The organism is Mesorhizobium sp. M0217, from assembly GCF_040321955.1.
Taxonomy (GTDB): domain Bacteria; phylum Pseudomonadota; class Alphaproteobacteria; order Rhizobiales; family Rhizobiaceae; genus Mesorhizobium.
Map to the genome: position 1 here is coordinate 1 of NZ_JAMYSN010000011.1, position 18,871 is coordinate 18,871.

Annotated in this window: 18 protein-coding genes; 16 read left to right on the plus strand and 2 right to left on the minus strand. The window is 64.8% G+C overall.

All coding sequences use genetic code 11. From position 1 onward, the window contains the following. The first annotated feature begins 150 nt into the window (after positions 1 to 150). Together NKJ18_RS18245 and NKJ18_RS18250 are read left to right on the plus strand one after the other, a co-directional pair. Positions 151 to 1,206: an ABC transporter permease gene (locus NKJ18_RS18245; RefSeq protein WP_023683937.1), complete on the plus strand. Its 1,056-nt coding sequence runs from the start codon at positions 151 to 153 to the stop codon at positions 1,204 to 1,206. Next, positions 1,203 to 2,147, plus strand: coding sequence for an ABC transporter permease (locus NKJ18_RS18250; RefSeq protein WP_023702405.1), 945 nt, complete (start codon positions 1,203 to 1,205; stop codon positions 2,145 to 2,147). Before NKJ18_RS18245 ends, NKJ18_RS18250 begins: the two co-directional genes overlap by 4 nt. A gap of 210 nt (positions 2,148 to 2,357) precedes the next feature. On the opposite strand, the gene NKJ18_RS18255 is transcribed toward NKJ18_RS18250, so the two are convergent. Beyond that, complete coding sequence (locus NKJ18_RS18255; protein ID WP_023686096.1) at positions 2,358 to 3,125, minus strand: SDR family NAD(P)-dependent oxidoreductase; 768 nt, start codon at positions 3,123 to 3,125, stop codon at positions 2,358 to 2,360. 232 nt (positions 3,126 to 3,357) lie between these two features. Here NKJ18_RS18255 and NKJ18_RS18260 point away from each other — a divergent pair, with 232 nt between their 5' ends. Further along, positions 3,358 to 3,513, plus strand: a complete 156-nt coding sequence (locus tag NKJ18_RS18260) for a hypothetical protein (protein WP_023670454.1) — start codon at positions 3,358 to 3,360, stop codon at positions 3,511 to 3,513. A 170-nt stretch (positions 3,514 to 3,683) separates the two neighbouring features. Beyond that, on the plus strand, positions 3,684 to 4,643 hold the full coding sequence (locus NKJ18_RS18265) for an LLM class flavin-dependent oxidoreductase (protein WP_023828716.1): 960 nt from the start codon (positions 3,684 to 3,686) through the stop codon (positions 4,641 to 4,643). A 195-nt stretch (positions 4,644 to 4,838) separates the two neighbouring features. Here NKJ18_RS18265 and NKJ18_RS18270 read toward each other — a convergent pair whose 3' ends face one another. Beyond that, positions 4,839 to 5,507 carry a cysteine hydrolase family protein gene (locus NKJ18_RS18270; RefSeq protein ID WP_023686098.1) on the minus strand — a complete coding sequence of 223 codons (669 nt, stop codon included), beginning with the start codon at positions 5,505 to 5,507 and terminating at the stop codon, positions 4,839 to 4,841. Between the two features lie 325 nt (positions 5,508 to 5,832). On the opposite strand from NKJ18_RS18270, the gene exbB reads away from it, so the two are divergent. The 12 genes from exbB to NKJ18_RS18330 all read left to right on the plus strand — a co-directional run bounded on the left by exbB (position 5,833) and on the right by NKJ18_RS18330 (position 18,849). Next, entirely contained in the window at positions 5,833 to 6,822 is a 990-nt protein-coding gene (gene exbB, locus NKJ18_RS18275; protein WP_023687757.1) for a tonB-system energizer ExbB, read from the plus strand. Positions 6,823 to 6,828: 6 nt separating this feature from the next. After that, on the plus strand, positions 6,829 to 7,287 hold the full coding sequence (gene exbD / locus NKJ18_RS18280; RefSeq protein ID WP_023710186.1) for a TonB system transport protein ExbD: 459 nt from the start codon (positions 6,829 to 6,831) through the stop codon (positions 7,285 to 7,287). After that, the gene (locus tag NKJ18_RS18285; protein ID WP_023713408.1) at positions 7,284 to 8,243 is read left to right on the plus strand and encodes an energy transducer TonB family protein; all 960 of its coding nucleotides are present in this window, start codon (positions 7,284 to 7,286) and stop codon (positions 8,241 to 8,243) included. The genes exbD and NKJ18_RS18285 overlap by 4 nt, the downstream gene beginning before the upstream one ends. Positions 8,244 to 8,414: 171 nt before the next feature. Continuing rightward, positions 8,415 to 9,509 (plus strand): transporter substrate-binding protein, encoded by a 1,095-nt coding sequence (locus NKJ18_RS18290; RefSeq protein WP_023693237.1) that lies wholly within the window; start codon positions 8,415 to 8,417, stop codon positions 9,507 to 9,509. Next, entirely contained in the window at positions 9,506 to 10,120 is a 615-nt protein-coding gene (locus NKJ18_RS18295; RefSeq protein WP_023668589.1) for an ANTAR domain-containing response regulator, read from the plus strand. Before NKJ18_RS18290 ends, NKJ18_RS18295 begins: the two co-directional genes overlap by 4 nt. Further along, entirely contained in the window at positions 10,098 to 11,000 is a 903-nt protein-coding gene (locus NKJ18_RS18300) for an ABC transporter permease (RefSeq protein WP_023828713.1), read from the plus strand. The genes NKJ18_RS18295 and NKJ18_RS18300 overlap by 23 nt, the downstream gene beginning before the upstream one ends. Before the next feature lie 13 nt (positions 11,001 to 11,013). Continuing rightward, positions 11,014 to 11,934: an ABC transporter permease gene (locus tag NKJ18_RS18305; RefSeq protein WP_023821986.1), complete on the plus strand. Its 921-nt coding sequence runs from the start codon at positions 11,014 to 11,016 to the stop codon at positions 11,932 to 11,934. Positions 11,935 to 12,010: 76 nt separating this feature from the next. Next, positions 12,011 to 13,606 (plus strand): ABC transporter substrate-binding protein, encoded by a 1,596-nt coding sequence (locus NKJ18_RS18310; protein ID WP_444849001.1) that lies wholly within the window; start codon positions 12,011 to 12,013, stop codon positions 13,604 to 13,606. Further along, positions 13,596 to 14,540 (plus strand): acetamidase/formamidase family protein, encoded by a 945-nt coding sequence (locus NKJ18_RS18315; protein ID WP_023668593.1) that lies wholly within the window; start codon positions 13,596 to 13,598, stop codon positions 14,538 to 14,540. Before NKJ18_RS18310 ends, NKJ18_RS18315 begins: the two co-directional genes overlap by 11 nt. A gap of 187 nt (positions 14,541 to 14,727) precedes the next feature. After that, on the plus strand, positions 14,728 to 16,509 hold the full coding sequence (locus tag NKJ18_RS18320; RefSeq protein ID WP_352759103.1) for an ABC transporter ATP-binding protein: 1,782 nt from the start codon (positions 14,728 to 14,730) through the stop codon (positions 16,507 to 16,509). A 128-nt stretch (positions 16,510 to 16,637) separates the two neighbouring features. Beyond that, positions 16,638 to 17,588, plus strand: a complete 951-nt coding sequence (locus tag NKJ18_RS18325; protein ID WP_027050529.1) for a hypothetical protein — start codon at positions 16,638 to 16,640, stop codon at positions 17,586 to 17,588. A gap of 49 nt (positions 17,589 to 17,637) precedes the next feature. Continuing rightward, positions 17,638 to 18,849, plus strand: a complete 1,212-nt coding sequence (locus NKJ18_RS18330) for a hypothetical protein (protein ID WP_023747346.1) — start codon at positions 17,638 to 17,640, stop codon at positions 18,847 to 18,849. Positions 18,850 to 18,871 lie beyond the last annotated feature (22 nt).

Below are 18,871 nucleotides of genomic sequence, written 5' to 3' on the forward strand. Positions count from 1 at the left end.
CAACCAATCCGCTTGGCGCTGCGGCGGACGCATAGAGGGAGAGAAGTGTCACCTATGTATCCGGTTCAAAGTGTTACCCATCTATCGGCTGGACACCGGCAGGCGGATGAAGGGCGGCGCGACCGTCTGGGCGGCGGAGGGGCATAGCTGATGTTCCGCCTCGAAGCCCGCAGTTCCACCCCCGCCTGGTTCAATCTCGCTTTGCCGCTGCTGGCCATCGGCGCAGCGCTGGTCCTGTGCAGCGGCCTCATCGCGCTGGCCGGCGCCGGCGTGCTTGAGGCCTATGGCGTGATGCTGTCGGCCTCGTTCGGCGACAGCTATGCCATCACCGAAACGCTGGTGCGCGCCGCCCCGATGATCTTCACCGGGCTGGCTGTGGCCGTCGCCTTCCGGGCCAAATTCTGGAACATCGGCGCCGAGGGCCAATTGCTGGCCGGCGCCGTGGCCAGCTGCTTCGTCGGCGCCATCCCGATGCCGGGCGCGCTGGCGATCCTGTCGATGGCGCTGGCGGGCGCTGCTGCCGGTGCCGCGGTAGCGCTGGTGCCCGCGACGCTCAGGGTCAAATTCAAGGTGGACGACGTCGTCAGTTCGCTGCTGCTCAATTCGGTCATCTACTATGCGCTGATGGCGCTGATCGAGGGGCCGTGGAAGGACTCGTTCAGCGGCTATCCGATCTCGCCGCCGATCGAGGATTCGGCGAATTTCCCGGTGCTGCTCGAAGGCACAAGGCTGCATCTGGGTGTCATCGCCGCGTTGATCGCGGCCCCGTTGATCTGGTTCCTGATCGTGCGCACCACGCTCGGCTTCCGGATCAGGGTCACCGGCGAAAGCCCGGAAGCCGCCCGCTATGGCGGCATACATGTCGAGCGGGTGCTGATCTCGACGGCGCTGCTGTCGGGCGCGCTGGCCGGGCTTGCCGGCGTCGGCGAGGTCGGCGGCGTGCATTTCCAGGTGATGAGCGACATTTCGCCGGGCTATGGCTATTCCGGCATCGTCGTTGCCATGCTGGCCAGGCTCAATCCGCTCGGCGTCGTACCGGCGGCGATCTTCCTGGCCGCCGTGATGACCGGCGCCGAAGCGATGTCGCGCGCCACCGGCGTGCCGGCGTTCCTCAGCGATGTCATCCAGGGCACGGCGCTGCTCGCCATGCTGGTGGCGCTGCTGTTCACGGCCTATCGCATCCGCCGCGTCGGTGCCGCCTTATGAGCGCGGTGTTCGAACAGATCTTTCAGGTCGGCTTCCTCGCCGCCATTATCCGCATCGCCACGCCGCTGGCATTTGCCACGCTGGGCGAGATGTTCTCCGAGCGGGCCGGCGTGCTCAATCTCGGTATCGAAGGCATCATGCTGCTCTGCGCGATGACCGGCTTCACCGCCGCCAGCCTCAGCGGCAGCCTTTGGCTCGGCGTGCTGGCCGCGGTGTTGACCGGCATGGCGATGAGTGCGCTGCATGCGCTGTTCACCGTAGCGCTCGGCCTCAGCCAGCATGTCTGCGGCATCGGCGTTACTTTGTTCTCGTCCGGCCTTGCCTATTTCCTCTACCGTCTGACCTTCGGCCAGCAATCGGTGCCGCCCAGCATCAAGGGTTTTCAGACGGTGCCGATCCCGCTGCTGTCGGATATTCCGGTTCTGGGGTCAGCGGTTTTCAACCAGTTTGCGCTGGTCTACTTGGCAATCATTGCCATCCCGCTCGCTGCTTTCGTGCTCTACCGCACGCCTTGGGGGCTGTCGGTGCGGATGGTCGGCGAGAACCCGCGCGCCGCTGATTCCGCTGGGGTCAGCGTCATCGCCACGCGCTTCCAGGCGGTCATCCTCGGCGGTGCGCTGATGGGGCTTGCGGGCACCTTCCTCACCATGGCACAGTTCAACGCCTTCACCTTTGGTGTCGTGTCGGGCCGTGGCTGGGTGGCGATCGCGCTGGTCGTGTTCGGCCGCTGGGACCCGTGGCGCTCTGCGGGCGCGGCGCTGCTGTTCGCCTTCGTCGATGCGCTACAATTGCGCATGCAGGCGAGCGGCCTCGGGCATATTCCCTATGAGGCGTTCTTGATGCTGCCCTTCATTTTCACCATCGTCGCGATGGCCGTGATGTCACGCAACGCGGTTGCGCCGTCGGCGCTGCTGAAGCCGTTTCGACGAGAAGAGCGGTAAGGCGAGTAGGACTTGGCGCCCTTCCTCTCCCTCCGGGGGAAGAGGTGGCGCTGCGAAGCAGCGACGGAGCGGGGAACCACCTCGCCACTGTTGCCAACGGGTGCGCATGAATCTTCCTTGCGCCAAGGGTCGACCCCCACTCCGTCGAGTTGCGCTCGACACCTCTCCCCCGATCGACGGGGGAGAGGAAGGGCGCCAAGCCTGGGATACTCACATCGCCGTAAAACCATTATCGACAAACAGATGCGTGCCATTGACGAAGCTGGACTCATCGCTGGCGAGGTACAGCGCTGCCTTGGCCACTTCCTCCGGCTCACCGATGCGGCCCTGCTGTGCGGCCAATGCGGCGTCCGACACGTCGACGCCGAGCTTGCCGAGATCGGCGACCTCGCGCAGGCCGTGCGGCGTGCGGATGAAGCCGGGACAGACGGCGTTGCAGCGTATGTTGCGGTCGCGGAATTCGACTGCGATGGCGCGCGCGAACATGTGGCAGGCGCCCTTGGTGGTGTCGTAGAGCACCTCCATGGGTGTGGCCGCCACAGCCGAGATCGACGAGGTGCAGACGATCGAACCGCCACCGGCAGCGATCATGCCCGGCAACACGGCGCGCGTCATCAGGAACATCGAGCGGACATTGACCGCATGCAGCCAGTCCCATTCCTGCACTGTCGTCTCCAGGAACGGCTTTATCACGATGGTGCCGGCATGGTTGAACAACACCGTGGCCGGGCCGAGCCTGGCAGTCGCCGCCTTCACTGCGGCCTCGACCTGCGCCTCGTCCGAGACGTCGGCCACCCAGTGTTCGGCGATATGTCCCCGCGCGCGTATCGCCGCCGCAGTGGCTGCCGCCGCCTCGCCATTGCGGTCGATGATCGCCACCTTGGCGCCTTCGGCGGCGAACAATTCCGAGGCCGCTCCGCCCATTCCGGTCGCGCCGCCCGAGATGATTGCAATCTTGCCGGCTAGTCTTGTACCCATGTTCTGTTCCCGTTCCCGATCGAAATGATCCGCATTTATGCCGGAATGGCGATGCTATCGCCTATGCAGACGTCGGCCAAGCTTGTCGCTCGCTTGTCGCCAGCAGGGGTCCCCCAGCAATCCAAAACCAAATAATAAGGCATACTGAGAAAATCGTTCTACATATCGCCAAAAAATAGCACTCGACAAAGTCTACTGATTTTATAGATTAATCCGCAAGACGGAGGTCGATATGTCCTATATCCAGAACGCCGAGACGGACCGCACCAGCCAGAGGCTGGCCAATAGCCAGGCTTTCCGCCCGGCCTATGCCGGCGCCTTCGCCTATCTCGTCTTTGCCCTTGCGTTCGTGTTCACCGGGGCAGTCGTGCTCGGCTTGATTCCCTGACCCGTTCAGGCCGAAGGGTGGCGACCTATCGCTTTCAGTGAGTGACCGGAGTTGATGAACCGAATGCGGATGCGCTTTGGCGCTGACCGCTTGTTTTTACGCATGTCGTCGTCTCAAAAACCGGGGCCACTTTTGGGCGACATACATCCAACGTGATGGAGGAGATGGCAATGCCGATCGAGTTCACGCATGTTCCCGGTAAAACGCATGCCGCCGACGCCGGTTCGGCCGTTCCGTTCTTCTATGATTTCGTCGAGACGCCGACAAAGCTGTCGCTGATCGAGGATTCCGGCTTCCAGAACATCGTCGTCGACGACCCGGCCGGGCTGTTGACCAATATGGACATCGCCGCCCAGGCGCTGGACCGCACCTCGTCGCTGGAAGTGGTGCTGACGCACTGGGCCGGCGTGATCGCGCCTGCGGTTGCGGCGCGGCAACTGGCGGCGCTCGACGCCAGGAGCGGCGGCCGGCTGGCGCTGAGGATGCTGAGCGAGCCGCTGGATGACGACGATGCCGAGACGCGTCCGGTCGGCCACACCGTGGTCTGGCAGCGCATCGACGAATATCTGGTGCTGCTGAAGCGGCTGTGGTCGAACGACCGGCCCTTCGACCATGAAGGTGCGTTCTACAGCATCAAGGGTGGCTATGTGCCGCGCAAGGGGCCGCATGGCGTCGATATCACCATCCGCATGGGTGGCCAGTCCGGCACGGCGCTGAAGGTCGCCGGCCGCCATGCCGACGTCTTCGAGCTGGCGCCTGGTTCGCCCGACGAGATCCGCCAGCTGATGGAACGGGCGCGCAGCGCCGCCGCCGAGCATGGCCGCGCCGGCAAGCTGCGTTTTGCGCTTCCGGTCCGGGTCCGCTCGGAGGGTGGCGCCTCTACCGTCGGACACAAGGCGGTCGAACTTTCCGGACCACCGGCGCAGATCGCCCTGTCGCTGCTGTCCTATGCGGCGCTGGGCATCAGCGAGTTCATGATCGTTGGCGTCGACAGGCCGCGCGAGATCGCCGGCGTCGGCCGCGAGACGATCGCGCTCTTGCGTAATTCGCTGGCACGCCGTGAGGCGGAGGTGCCGCAGCCCGGCGCGTTTGCCTCGCGGGGCGGGTCGGATATTCACGCAGCTGGGTAGCGAGATCGCGATCGGGAACGCCGGCGGGGACAGCACCCCCCTCTGTCCTGCCGGACATCTCCCCCTCAAAGGGGAAGATTGGCAGCTTGAGCGCCGGCTCTCAACGTTGGTAATTGGCGAAAGCCGACGTGATGTCTGATCGCCCTCCTTGCGGGGGATGCCCGGCAGGGCAGAGGGGTGCTGTCCCGCCAGCGTCTAATCACCACTCAGCACTGCCAGCGCCTCCAACACCGCGTCAGATTCCGTCAGCGTACCAAATACCCCGTCCTCCACCGTCACCATATGCAGCGCCGCGTCATGCGCGTATTGGTCGCCGCTGGCGCAGGCATCGGCGATGGTCAGGCACTGGAAATTGCGGTCGCAGGCCTCGCGCAGCGTCGTGTGCACGCAGACATCGGTCGTGCAGCCGGAAAAGATCAGATGGGTGATGCCGCGTGCGCGCAGCACAAGTTCCAGGTCGGTGTAGGTGAAGGCGCTGTTGCAGGTCTTGTCGACGATGATGTCGTGCGGCGCGACGTCGATGTCGGCGACGATCTGAAAGCCGGGGCCGGAGCGCAGCAGCACGTCGGTGCCTTCGAGACCCGCCCGCTTGCGGCGCCATCTCTCGTACGGCGTCATGTCGGCCATGTCGCCGCGATATCCCTGCCTGGTGTGAATGATGGTGAGGCCGGCCGCGCGTGCCGCTGATATCAGTCGGTTGACTGTCGGCAGGATGGCGCGCAGCGGCGCGGGGTCATAACCCTTCCTGGCGAAATAGCCGGTCGGCGAGAGGAAATCCTCCTGCAGGTCGATGACCAGCAACGCGGTGTTTGCCGGCACCAGCCGGCCGTCATAGGGGAAATCGAACGGTATCGCCTTGATCATCGCAGCCTGCCTCAATTGCTGCCCGGTATCGTGGCCCAGCAACCCTGCGGCCGTCCATCCCTCAGTGCGACGACACCAGGTAGACCGACGCCAGGACGATGTGCCGCTGAGACATCGCGCCGATAATCGTTGGCCAAAAAAGCCATCTTGTTTGTTGACTAGTAAACTCATGTTTTATAGTCAAGCAGGGCACTCGGCCGCCTGAATTGTTTCCAGCGGCTGTGCCGCGTTTGAGAGAAGCCAGAACCAGTGGCTGGATTTCCGGGGTCGACATTCCGTCACCGACCAGCCGATCGTACGTGCAATGACGAAGCGAGGAAGAAGCGTGTCCAGAAATGGTTTGTTGGCGGCGCTGGCCGCGGTCATGCTGTCGGCCGGCAGCGCTGCTGCGCAAGAGCAGCCAAACACGCAGCCCAGGGTGACGACGGAACCCGCTGCAGCTGCCCGGTCGGCGGCCCAGCCTTCCCCGGTCGCAGTCGAACGGCCCGCACCGGCTGCGCCTGTCGCGCCGGCTTCGCCAACTGCCGGGCAGGCGGCGCCGACCGCGCCACAGCCGGCAACCCAGCCCGGTGCATCCGCGCAGGCCGAGCCTTCGGCAATATCGCTGACGCTGCCGCACGATCTGTCGCCCTGGGGCATGTTCATGGCCGCCGACATCATCGTCAAGGCGGTGATGATCGGGTTGGCCTTCGCCTCGCTGGTCACCTGGACGGTGTGGCTGGCCAAATCGCTGGAGATTCTCTTCGGCAAGCTCGGCGCCCGTCGCGCTGCGCGCGCCATCGGCAATGCCGCCACGCTGCGCCAGGCCGGGCGCGCGCTTGGCAACAGTGGCGGCCCCGGTGCGCTTTTGGTGCGGGCGGCCGAGGAAGAGACTGCCCTTTCGGCCGGTGCGCTCGGCCATGTCACCGGCGACGGGCTGAAGGAACGCGTGACGTCGCGCCTGTCGCGCATCGAAGCGGCGGCGGCGCGGCGCATGTCGCGCGGCACCGGCGTGCTGGCGACGATCGGCTCGACGGCGCCCTTCGTGGGCTTGTTCGGCACCGTCTGGGGCATCATGAACGCCTTCATCGGCATCTCGCAGGCGCAGACCACCAACCTCGCGGTCGTCGCGCCCGGCATCGCCGAGGCGCTGCTCGCCACGGCGATGGGCCTGGTCGCGGCCATTCCCGCGGTGGTCATCTACAACGTCTTTGCGCGGTCGATAGCCGGCTACCGGCAGCTCCTTGCCGATGCCTCGGCCGGGGTCGAGCGGCTGGTCAGCCGCGATCTCGATTTCCGCACGGTGCCGCAGGCGCCCGCGCTGGCGGCGGAGTGATGGGCTATGGCGGCTAGAATTCGCGAGGCTATCGATGGCGATCTCGAGGAAAACCACGAGATCAATGTCACCCCGTTCATCGATGTCATCCTGGTGCTGCTGATCATCTTCATGGTCGCTGCACCCTTGGCGACAGTCGACGTCAATGTCGATCTGCCGGGTTCGACGGCGACGCCAGCACCCCGGCCGGAAACGCCGCTGTTCCTGACCCTGAAGGACGATCTGACGCTCGCGATCGGCAATGACAGCGTGCCGCGCCAGGCTTTCGCCGCGGTGCTCGACGGCAGAACCAAGGGCGACAAGCAGACCCGCATCTTCCTGCGTGCCGACAAGGCGGTCGGTTATGGCGAGCTGATGGAGGTGATGAACCTGCTGCGCGGCGCTGGTTATCTGAAGATCGCGCTGGTGGGGCTGGAGACGGTGCCGGCGGACGCATCCGCGGCGCACCGGGGCGCCGCCCCGTGACGCAACTGGCCGCCGCCGCACCCGCGGCCGACCCGCCACGCGCCGGCCTGCGCGAAATTGGCTTGTGGGCGGCTGCGGCCATTGTCATTGTCGGCGCGCATGTCGCGATCGCCTATGCCGTCCAGAGCTTCAGCCTGGCCAACATGGCCGATGGCGGCCCGCCGCCGGCTGTGGCTATCGAGCTGTCGCCGATGATGGTGGCGCCGGCGGTGCAGGAGGACTCGATGGCCGACGTGGTGACGCCTGAGCCGCCGAACCAGATCGAGGAGGCGGTTGCCGAACTGAAGCCCGTCGTGGAGCCCGAGCCCGGTCAGCCGGGGCCGGTCGCCGAGAAGACGGAAGCGGTTCAACCCGCCGCTCCGATCGAGACGGCAGCGGCCGAGCAGCCCGATCAATCGCCGCCGCTGGATGAGGTGGTGCCCGACATCGTCCCGACCATAGCGCCGGATGTGGTCATTCCGCCGCCCCAGACCAAGCCGGCGGAGACCAAGCCGGCGGAGACCAAGCCGATCGAGAAGGCGAAGAAGGCTGCCGAAAAACCCAAGCCGAAAGCAAAGAAAGAGAAGAAGGAAAAGGCCGCGCCGGCGAAAGCGGTCGTGACCGCCAGTGTCGATCAAAAGGCAGCGGCGAAGGCGTCGGCGCCGAAGGCTTCGCAATCGAGTGGATCATCAGTCAGTGCAAGCAAATGGAACTCCCAGCTGATCGGATGGATCAATCGGCACAAGCGCTACCCGAGCGCGGCAAGGTCGCGGCGCGCCGTGGGTACCGCAAATGTGACCTTCGTCGTCAGCGCTTCGGGCAAGGTGACCTCCGTCCGGCTGACCCGATCTTCGGGGGACGCCGATCTCGATCGCGCCGCGCTCGGCATTCTGCAGGGTGCGACGGTGCCCGCGCCACCGCCTGAGAAGGCCGGTACGGCTGTCGTGGCGCCTTTGATGTTCACGCTGCGGAACTAGAAGCAGCCGGACAAGGCCGATCCCATGACCACGTACTTTCCCGCTTGACTGACCCGCCGGACCGAATACGCTAGCGCAAAATACCGGCCTTGGTCGCCGGGCGGCAAATATGCCTCGTATGCCTCGCCCTCCGGCGCTGGCTGCGGGGCATTGTCATTTCTGAGGATCGGTTTGAAACGGCGTATCGAGATCGGCATCCTGTATTCCCGCTCGGGCAGCTACCAGTTGGTCTCCGATGCGTGCCGGATGGGCGCCACGCGCGCCATCGCCGACATCAATGCCGATCGGAGCTATGGCATCGAACTGGTTCCGGTCGAGCGCGATCCGCAAAGTAATGCCGATCGCTACGCGACTTTGTGCGAGGACATTTTCAGGACCAGCAGCGCGCGCCATGTCGTCGGTTGCGTCACCTCGTGGAGCCGCAAGGAAACCATCCCGGTGCTGGAGAAGGCCGGCGGCATGCTCTGGTATGCCTGCCCCTATGAAGGGTTCGAGGCCAACGAGCATGTCGTCTACATGCACGCCTGCCCCAACCAGCATCTGGTTCCGCTGATGGCGCATGTCGTGCCGCGTTTCGGCGCCAACGGCTTCCTGCTCGGCTCGAACTACATTTGGGGCTGGGAGATGAACCGCGTGGCGCGCGACCTGATCGCGGATGCCGGCGGCAAAGTGCTGGGCGAGCGCTATCTGCGCATCGGCGAGACCGACGTGTCGCGGTTGATCGCGGAAATCCGGGCGACGAGGCCGAGCTTCATCCTCAACAATCTGATCGGCACCTCGTCGTATGCCTTCCTGGCGGCTTACCGCGAGTTGGGCGATGAGGATGCGGCATTCAGGCCGGAAAACTGCCCCGTCATCTCCTGCAACCTCACGGAAGGCGAGTTGCCGGCGATCGGCGAGACAGGGAAAGGGCATCTGTCGGTCGGGCCCTATTTCGCGCCCCGGCCGGCTGCCTTCGCTTCGTCCTTCGAGGCCTCCGCCTATGCCTCGGTGCAGGTGATGGCCGACGTGCTGTCGCGCAACACTGATGCCGGCCCGGCGGAATTTTCCAAGGCCTTCGCCGAGCGGCGCTTCTCCACCCGGCTCGGGCCGATCGCCATCGACGCCCACTCCCAGCACGCGACGCTGCCAGTGATCATCGGCCGGATCGCCGATGGCTTCTTCGAGGTCGTCAGCCAGGAGGATGAGGTCGCGCCGGATCCCTATCTGTCGCGCTACGACCCCGCCAAGACATTCGGCCGTCCGCGTCTGAGGGTGGTGTCATGACGCGGACGCGCATCCCCAATCTCGGCGGCGCGCGGGCTTTCATCCTGCATCGCCCGCATCCGACGGTGCAGGCCATCACCAGGCAATTGTCGGCCATCGGCCTGGCTACGATCGACTGCTGGCCGGAATTGCCGCCGGAAGCTCTCGCCGCCGATTTCGTCTTCTTCGATGCCGATCTCGGTTTCGACGAGCAATTCCCGTGGAAGCCGGGCGAGGCGCCGATGCCGCTGGTGGCGCTGATCGGTTCCGAGGCGCCGGGGCGTATCGAATGGGCGCTGTCGCACAAGGCCGATGCGCAGCTGCTGAAGCCGGTCGGCAATGCCGGCGTCTACAGCGCTCTGTTGATCGCGAGACAGAGTTTCGAGGCCCGAAAACATTTAGCCGGCGAGATAGCGTCGCTGCGCCAGCGCGTCGCCGAGCGCCAGACCATCGTGCGCGCGGTGACGGCCTTGTCGAAAGGCAGCGACGACGAGCGCGCCTATGCACAACTGCGTTCGCTGGCGATGAGCTGGCAGATCAGCGTCGAGGATGCCGCGCGTCGGATCGTGGCAATGACAAGCGAGGAAGCGACGGGGGAAGAAGGCGGCGATGACCAGTCCCATCGCGCCTGATCTACCGGTGCGCATGCCGGTCAAGCCGCGCGCCGGTGTCTGGCGCCGGCTGGTGAAACGCCGCCTGGCGCTGCTCGGCCTGATCATCGTCGCCATTGTCCTTGCCGGCGCTGTGCTGGCGCCCCGGCTGACCGGCTATGACCCCAACGAGCAGATGTTCGACGGCCTGACCATCGAGGGCTCGCCGCTGCCGCCCAGCGCCCAGTACTGGCTCGGCACCGACCTGCTCGGACGTGACCTCTTGACCCGCATCCTCTACGGCGCCCGCACCTCGCTCATCATCGGCATCGTCGCCAATGGCGTGGCGCTTTTGATCGGCACTTTGGTGGGCGTCACCGCAGGCTATTTCCGCGGCTGGATCGGCAGCGCGCTGATGCGCTTCACCGATCTGATGATGGCGTTCCCGGCGCTGCTGCTCGCCATCTGCCTGGCGGCAGTGTTTCAGCCCAGCCTGTGGATCGTCGCCATGGTCATCGCGCTGGTCAACTGGGTGCAGACGGCGCGTGTCATCTACACCGAGACATCGTCGCTGGCCGAACGCGAGTTCATCGATGCCGAGCGCAGCATCGGGGCGAGTGCGCCGCGCATCCTATTTCGCCACATCCTGCCGCATCTGCTGCCGACCATCATCGTCTGGGGCACGCTCGGCATCTCGACCACGGTTCTGCTCGAGGCGACGCTTTCCTTCCTCGGCATCGGTGTGCAGCCGCCGACCGCGTCGTGGGGCAACATCATTTTCGAGAACCAGACCTATTTCCAGGCCGCCCCCTGGCTGGTGTTCTTCCCCGGCGCCGCAATCCTGGCGTTGGCGCTGGCCTTCAACCTGATCGGCGACGCATTGCGCGACATCCTCGATCCGACGCAAAGGGGCCGGGAATAATGGGGGGCCGGTCATGATCGCCTATCTCGGTCGCCGGCTGATCCAGTCGCTGCTCATCCTGGTTGGCGTCTCGCTGATCACTTTTGCGCTGCTCTACCTCTTGCCGGCCGACCCGGTGCGGCAGATCGCCGGCCGCAGTGCTACGCCGCAGACGGTGGAAAACATCCGCCAGCAGCTCGGCCTGGACCAGCCTTTCGTCGTCCAGTATTGGCACTACCTGACGAAGCTAATCAGCGGCGATCTCGGCCGCTCCTACATCCAGCGCTCGGAGGTTACCGAGCTCATCGTCTCGCGGCTGCCGGCCAGCCTGCTTTTGATGGTGGGCGCCATATTGTGCGAGTTGCTGATCGGTCTAAGCATGGGGCTGATCGCCGCCGTCAAGCGCGGCTCCGCCACCGACCAGACCCTGATGGTGGCCTCCTTCGTCGGCGTCTCGGCGCCGCAATTCGTCGTCGGCTTGTTGCTGCTCTACGTCTTTGCCGTGCGGCTAAGCTGGTTTCCGATCGGCGGCTACGGCACATGGCGCCATCTGGTGCTGCCGTCGTTGACCATGGGCGTACTCGGCGCCGGCTGGTATGCGCGCATGATGCGCTCGTCGATGATAGACGTCCTGCGCCAGGATTATGTCCGCACGGCGCGGGCCAAGGGCCTGGCGCGCAGCGCCATCATATTCCGCCACGCACTGCCGAATGCCATCCTGCCGGTCATCGCCATGATCGGCATCGACATCGGCATCTTCATGGGCGGCATCGTCGTCGTCGAAAGCGTGTTCGGCTGGCCCGGCATCGGTCAGCTGGCGTGGCAGGCGATCCAGCGCGTCGACATTCCGATCATCATGGGCGTCACGCTGGTGTCGGCCTTCGCCATCGTGCTCGGCAATCTGCTCGCCGACATCATCGCGCCGTTCATCGATCCCCGCATCAAGCTCAGATGAAAATGAAACAGAGAAAGGGAACACAACAATGAAAAAGTTTCTCGCATCCACAGTCGCGGCATCCGCCTTGGCCCTCATGCTCGGCATGACAAGCGTCCGCGCCGAAGACACGGTCGATCCCAACGCCAAGCAAGGCGGCGCCATCACCATCACCTACAAGGACGATGTTGCGACCCTCGATCCGGCGATCGGCTATGACTGGCAGAACTGGTCGATGATCAAGAGCCTGTTCGATGGGCTGATGGATTACGAGCCAGGGACCACCAACCTGAAACCCGATCTGGCAGAAAGCTACGAGATTTCGCCCGACGGCCAGACCTTTACCTTCAAGCTGCGCCATGGCGTGAAATTCCACAATGGCCGCGAGATGACGGCCGACGACGTGAAATATTCGCTCGACCGCGTCACCAATCCGAAGACGCAGAGCCCCGGCGCCGGCTTCTTCGGCTCGATCAAGGGCTATGACGATGTCGCTGCCGGCAAGGCCGAAGGCCTTTCCGGCGTCACCGTCGTCGATCCCTACACGGTGAAGTTCGAGCTGACCCGGCCCGACGCCACCTTCCTGCATGTCATGGCCATCAATTTCGCCCATGTCGTGCCGAAGGAAGAGGTCGAGAAATATGGCGCCGATTTCGGCAAGCATCCGGTGGGCACCGGCGCCTTCAAGCTCGCCGAGTGGACACTCGGCCAACGCATCGTCTTCGAGCGCAATGCGGATTACTGGCACAAGGGCCTGCCGCATCTCGACAAGATCACCTTCGAGATCGGCCAGGAACCGATCGTGGCGCTGCTGCGCTTGCAGAAGGGCGAGATCGATGTGCCCGGCGACGGCATTCCGCCGGCAAAATTCCAGGAGGTGATGGCCGATCCCGAGCAGAAGGCGCGCGTCGTCGAAGGCGGTCAGCTGCACACCGGCTACGTCACCATGAACACTACCATGGCGCCGTTCGACAATGTGAAGGTGCGTCAGGCCGTCAACATGGCGCTCAACAAGGCGCGCATCATCCAGATCATCAACGGCCGCGCCGTGCCGGCTAACCAGCCGCTGCCGCCGTCGATGCCGGGCTACGACAAGGAATACAAAGGTTATCCCTATGACGTAGCCAAGGCCAAGGCGCTGCTGGCCGAGGCCGGTCATCCCGATGGTTTCGACACGCAGCTGTTCGCCATGAACACCGATCCCAACCCGCGCATTGCCCAGGCGATCCAGCAGGACCTGGCGGCCATCGGCATCAAGGCCAGCATCCAGTCGCTGGCGCAGGCCAATGTCATCGCCGCCGGCGGTGACAAGGCCGGCGCGCCGATGATCTGGTCGGGCGGCATGGCCTGGATCGCCGACTTCCCCGATCCGTCGAATTTCTACGGCCCGATCCTCGGCTGCGCCGGCGCGGTGCCGGGCGGCTGGAACTGGTCGTGGTACTGCAATAAGGACCTCGACGCCAAGGCGGCCGAGGCGGATTCTGTGGTCGACCCGGCAAAGGCCGGCGAACGCGACAAGATGTGGAGCGCCATCTACGACAAGGTGATGGAAGACGCGCCCTGGGCGCCGGTCTTCAACGAACAGCGCTTCACCATGAAATCCGCCCGAATGGGCGGCGCCGACAACCTCTATGTCGACCCGGTCCATATCCCGATCAACTATGACAATGTGTACGTAAAAGATGTGCAATAGCTGCGACTACACCATCCATGGGCGCCATCACCATTTCGGCTGGGACAATTCCTTTGTCCCGGCCGAGCGGGTGGCGCCCGGCGCGACCATCGAGTTCCAGTGCCTCGATGCCGCCGGCGGCCAGCTGAACGCCGACAGCACGGTCGCCGAAATTGTCAAGCTCGACTTCGCCGGGGTCAACCCGGTGACCGGGCCGATCTTCGTCGAGGGCGCCGAGCCGGGTGACGCGCTCAAGGTGACGATCGAGATGTTCAAACCGTCCGGCTTCGGTTGGACGGCGAACATTCCCGGTTTCGGCCTGCTCGCCGACGACTTCACGGAACCGGCGCTGAACATCTGGAAATACGATGCAGCCGCGCTCGAACCGGCGCTGTTCGGGAAAAACGCGCGCGTGCCACTGAAGCCGTTCGCCGGCACCATCGGCAATGCGCCGGCTGAGATGGGGCTTCACTCGGTGGTGCCGCCACGGCGGGTCGGCGGCAATCTCGACATCCGCGATCTCGCTGCCGGCACGACGCTCTATCTGCCGGTTGAGGTGGCCGGCGCGCTGTTCTCGGTCGGCGATACGCACGCCGCACAAGGCGATGGCGAGGTCTGCGGCACGGCGATCGAGAGCCCGATGGACGTCGTGCTCAAGCTCGACCTTGTCAAGGACGCCAGGCTGAAGACGCCGCGCTTCACCACGCCGGGCCCGGTGACGCGCCATCTCGACGCCAAGGGTTACGAGGTGACGACGGGGATTGGGCCGGATCTGATGGCGGGCGCGAAGGAGGCGGTGGCGCAGATGGTCGATCTGCTCGCTGGGCGTTACCAGATCGATCCGGTCGAGGCCTATATGCTGGCCTCGGTGTGTGGTGATCTGCGCATCAGCGAGATCGTCGACATGCCGAATTGGGTGGTGTCGTTCTATTTTCCGCGTTGCGTGTTTGAATGATGTCAGGTCGGCGCTGCACCCCCACCCCGCTGCTTCGCAGCGACCCTCCCCACAAGGCGGAGGGTAAAGCGCTGCCGCCCTACCTCCCCCTTGTGGGGAGGTCGGACCGGACGTCCGGGTGGGGGGCAGCGCCAAGGTTTGTGCGAATGGTGCGACGGAACCAATCCGTCGCAGGGCTCCACCCACAATGACCCTCGCCGACAACCCCATCCTCTCCATCGCCAACCTCTCCGTCAGCGTGCGCGGCGAGGACGGCGAGCGCGATGTCGTCTCCAACCTGTCGCTGACGCTGGCGCGCGGCGAGACGCTCTGCATTGCCGGCGAATCCGGCTCCGGCAAGTCGATGACCGCGCTGGCGATCATGCAGCTTTTGCCGCAGCCGGCGGCGCGCATATCGTCAGGCATGATCCGTCTTCGGGATGGGAATCGGGGCGACACCGACCTAGCAACCCTCGACGAACGCCAGATGCGGCGCATTCGCGGCGACCGCATCGCCATGATCTTCCAGGAGCCGATGACCTCGCTCAACCCGGTTCTGTCGATCGGCCGGCAACTCACCGAATCAATCGAGGCGCATACCAGCCTGTCGTCGGCGCAAGCCCGCCGGCGCGCCATCGAGGCGTTGAAGGCGGTGCGCATTTCGGAGGCGGAAAGCCGGTTAAAGCAGTTTCCGCACGAACTCTCCGGCGGCATGCGCCAGCGGGTGATGATCGCCATGGCGCTGGCGCTCGAGCCCGACGTGCTGATCGCCGACGAACCGACGACGGCGCTCGACGTCACCGTGCAAGGCGAAGTGCTGGAGCTGTTGCGCGACCTGCAGCGCCAGCATGGCACCAGCGTCATCCTGATCACCCACGATATGGGCGTGGTTGCCGAAATGGCCGACCGGGTCATCGTCATGCGCGACGGCCGCATGGTCGAAGAAGGCACGACATCGGATATTTTTGCCCGCCCTCAGGCCGACTATACGCGCGAACTGCTGGCTGCCGTGCCGCGCATCGGCAGTGGTGTCGGTCGACAGAAATCCAGGGATGCGATTGACGTCTTGAAACCGGCCAAAGTCGCCGAGGTCAACGACCTGCATGTCCGCTTCGATCTGCGTGGCGGCATCTTTGGCCAGGTCACCCGCCGCGTCCACGCCGTCGAGGGCGTCAGCTTCTCGATCGCGCCCAACGAAACGCTCGCTCTGGTCGGCGAATCCGGCTGCGGCAAGTCGACCACCGCCAAGGCGCTGGCCGGACTGGCGCCGTATAGCGGCGACATCGTCATTGGCGGGCGCAATCTCTCCGGTCTTGGCCGCGACGAGCGCAAGGCGGTGCGCCGTGACGTCCAGATGATTTTCCAGGATCCCTTCGCTTCGCTCGATCCGCGCATGCGCGTCGGCGAGCTCGTCGCCGAGCCGCTGGTGATCCATGGCATCGCCTCCAAGGACGAGCGCCGGGAACGGGTCGCGGCGCTGTTCGAGCGCGTCGGCCTGTCGGCCGACCAGATGGAGCTTTACCCGCACGAATTCTCCGGTGGCCAGCGCCAGCGCGTCTGCATCGCCCGAGCGCTGGCGCTACGACCAAAACTGATCATCGCCGACGAAAGCGTCTCGGCGCTCGACGTCTCGGTGCAGGCGCGCGTGCTCGATCTCCTGAAGGAATTGCAGCGCGAATTCGGCGTCGCCTATCTCTTCATCTCGCACGACATGGCGGTGGTCGAGAACATTTCCGACCGCGTTGCCGTCATGTATCTCGGCCAGATCGTCGAGATGGGCACGCGCGACCAGGTGTTTTCCAACCCGCTCCATCCCTATACGAGGCGGCTGATCGAAGCGGTGCCGGTGCCCGATCCGGCGCAGCGCAGAACGCGCTTCGCGCGCCTCGACCAGGAAATCCCGAGCGCCACCCGCAGGATCGGGGAGGCGCCGCTGAAGCTGGCGCTGAACGATGTCGGCGGCGGCCATCTGGTTGCTGCGGAAAGCTGAGCCCGCACTGGCTGGCAGCTGTTCTTTTACTTTGTTGAGTACAACCAAGAACTGCCGTCTCGGGTTTACCGCGTCTTAGGTGGACGGCGGCCACTATACGGTCGGCGTTCTTGCCACGGGGAAAAATAGTGCTCAAGGCGGTTCTGCAGCTGCTGCCGGGTCGGTTCATGGATGTGCGCATGCGCGTATCCGCCGACTACGAGACGCGCGTCGTGGAGCGGCCCGGGCGCTGGATGAAGGCTGCCGAACTGGAGCAGCTGAGCAGCGATCTGCGGCTGGTAGCGTCCAAGACACTGAAGTTCGGCAGCCTGACCTATGGCGTGTTTTCCGGCGACCGCAGCCGGCTGGAACATTCCATCATCACCATTGTCTACCGGCGCAGCGACCGGCAGCCGATCGCCTTCAACTCGCTGGCGCTGATGGAGATATCGCTCGCCGGCAAGCCCTATGAAGTCTTGCACCTCGGTTTGGTCATGATCGATCCCGACGAGCGCAGCCGCGGGCTGAGCTGGATCCTCTACGGCCTGACCTGCTTCCTGATGTTTTTGCGCAATCAACTGCGGCCGATCTGGATTTCCAATGTCACCCAGGTACCCGCTGTCGTCGGCATGGTCGCGGAGGCGTTCAGCAATGTGTTCCCAGGACCGCATGCCGGCGCGCGCCGCTCGCTTACCCATGTGCTTCTGGCGCGGCAGATCATGGCGCGCCATCGCCATGTCTTCGGTGTCGGCCCCGAAGCTGGTTTCGACGAAGAGCGCTTCGTCATCACCAACGCCTATACGGGCGGCTCGGACGATCTGAAGAAGACCTTCGACGAGGCGGCCAAGCACCGCGTCGAGACCTTTAACGAGTTCTGCCGCAAGGAACTCGACTACACGCGCGGCGATGATGTGCTGCAGATCGGACAGATGAGCTTTCAGTCGGCGCGCACCTATCTCGCCGACGCGGTTCCGCGCGGCTCGCTTGCCGCCCTTGCGGTAGCAGGTGCGGCGGCCACGCTGCAGCGGCTGGTTTTGCCGGTGGTACACTGGGCGGATAGCAGCCGCCAATGGAATGTGCTGAGACCATGGACACGCTGATGGCTTCATCCGTGATGATGCCTGGGTGTGAGCTGATGGGCGCTGACCGATGAACCTCGACGACACGCTCGTGGCCGACACCATCACCTCGCTGGCGGCGCTGTTCGGGCTGCTGATCGTGATATCGGTCGTCGGCGGGCGCGACACCGGCGATCCGCTGTCGCGGCGTTTTCTGTTCGGTTTGCGGGTGCTGACGGTTCTGCTCGCCTGCCGCATCCTCGACTGGACTACCGGCCTCGCACTCTTCCGCTTCGTCACCATCGCGGCGGCGGGCCTGCTGCCGCTGGCCGCACTGCTGCTGACCGAGGGGCTGTTGCGCCGGCATGCGCCGTTTGCGCTAAAGTTCTTTGCCGCCGGCGGCGCCCTGCTGTTTCTACTGCTGGCGCCGATCCCGGAACGCTTTGCCGAGCCATGGCGGATGGCGGTACTACTTGCCTTCCAGTTCGGAGGTTTTCTCGCCATCGGCTGGCTGGTGATGACGCGCGATCGCGACAGCCTGTCGGCGGCCGAAAACCGCACGGTCGAGCGCATGGCGCTGTCGCTGCTGTTGATCATTCCGTTCATAGTCACCGACTACCGGCCCGGCCTGTTCGAAGTGCCGGTTCGGCTTGGCGGCATCGCCATCCTGTTCCTGTGTTGGCTGACGATCGGCCTTGGACGCGCGAGCCTCGGCCATCGCGACACGATCGGCGCCTTTACCGTGATTACGCTGAGCTCGGTTTTCGCCGGGCTGGCGCTGGGCGGCATCGACGATCTCGGCTGGCGCGGCAGTGTGCAGGGCGTGGTGATCGTGCTGTCGGCGACGCTGCTGGCAGTCATCTACAATGACAGCGTCAGCCTCACCGCGGAGAAGCGCCGCGACTCGTTGCTGAAGCATATGGCCGAGGGCGACCTCACCGATTCGGCGCGCTTCCTGCGCGGCCTGCAGAGCCATATTCTTGTCGACGGTGCGCTGATCCTGCCGGCAGCCGACCTCGGTGATTTCGACCTGAAGGTGCTGGCCCGTGCACTAGAGCAGGAGCCCGTGCGCTCGCTCGCCGATACGCAGCCGGGGGCGCCAGTCGACCAGGATATACGCGAGCAGCTGGCCTGGCTGTTCGAGAAATTTGAGGCGACCCATGTGCTGCTGGCGACGCTCGAGCCGTTGACCGTGGTGGCGCTCAACATGCCGGCGCTGGCATCGTCGCCGGGCGTGGAAATGGAGCTGCGGGCAGTCCAGCGCATGGCGATGCTGATCTCGCAGCGGCATGCGAAGGGTTGATCATACTGAACGGGCCGGCTCT

Coding starts and splice junctions, on each gene's coding strand:
- NKJ18_RS18245 (WP_023683937.1), top strand. CDS start 151: ATGTTCCGCCTCGAAGCCCGCAGTTCCACCCCCGCCTGGTTCAATCTC.
- NKJ18_RS18250 (WP_023702405.1), top strand. CDS start 1,203: ATGAGCGCGGTGTTCGAACAGATCTTTCAGGTCGGCTTCCTCGCCGCC.
- NKJ18_RS18255 (WP_023686096.1), bottom strand. CDS start 3,125: ATGGGTACAAGACTAGCCGGCAAGATTGCAATCATCTCGGGCGGCGCG.
- NKJ18_RS18260 (WP_023670454.1), top strand. CDS start 3,358: ATGTCCTATATCCAGAACGCCGAGACGGACCGCACCAGCCAGAGGCTG.
- NKJ18_RS18265 (WP_023828716.1), top strand. CDS start 3,684: ATGCCGATCGAGTTCACGCATGTTCCCGGTAAAACGCATGCCGCCGAC.
- NKJ18_RS18270 (WP_023686098.1), bottom strand. CDS start 5,507: ATGATCAAGGCGATACCGTTCGATTTCCCCTATGACGGCCGGCTGGTG.
- exbD (WP_023710186.1), top strand. CDS start 6,829: ATGGCGGCTAGAATTCGCGAGGCTATCGATGGCGATCTCGAGGAAAAC.
- NKJ18_RS18295 (WP_023668589.1), top strand. CDS start 9,506: ATGACGCGGACGCGCATCCCCAATCTCGGCGGCGCGCGGGCTTTCATC.
- NKJ18_RS18300 (WP_023828713.1), top strand. CDS start 10,098: ATGACCAGTCCCATCGCGCCTGATCTACCGGTGCGCATGCCGGTCAAG.
- NKJ18_RS18305 (WP_023821986.1), top strand. CDS start 11,014: ATGATCGCCTATCTCGGTCGCCGGCTGATCCAGTCGCTGCTCATCCTG.
- NKJ18_RS18310 (WP_444849001.1), top strand. CDS start 12,011: ATGCTCGGCATGACAAGCGTCCGCGCCGAAGACACGGTCGATCCCAAC.
- NKJ18_RS18315 (WP_023668593.1), top strand. CDS start 13,596: ATGTGCAATAGCTGCGACTACACCATCCATGGGCGCCATCACCATTTC.
- NKJ18_RS18320 (WP_352759103.1), top strand. CDS start 14,728: ATGACCCTCGCCGACAACCCCATCCTCTCCATCGCCAACCTCTCCGTC.
- NKJ18_RS18330 (WP_023747346.1), top strand. CDS start 17,638: ATGAACCTCGACGACACGCTCGTGGCCGACACCATCACCTCGCTGGCG.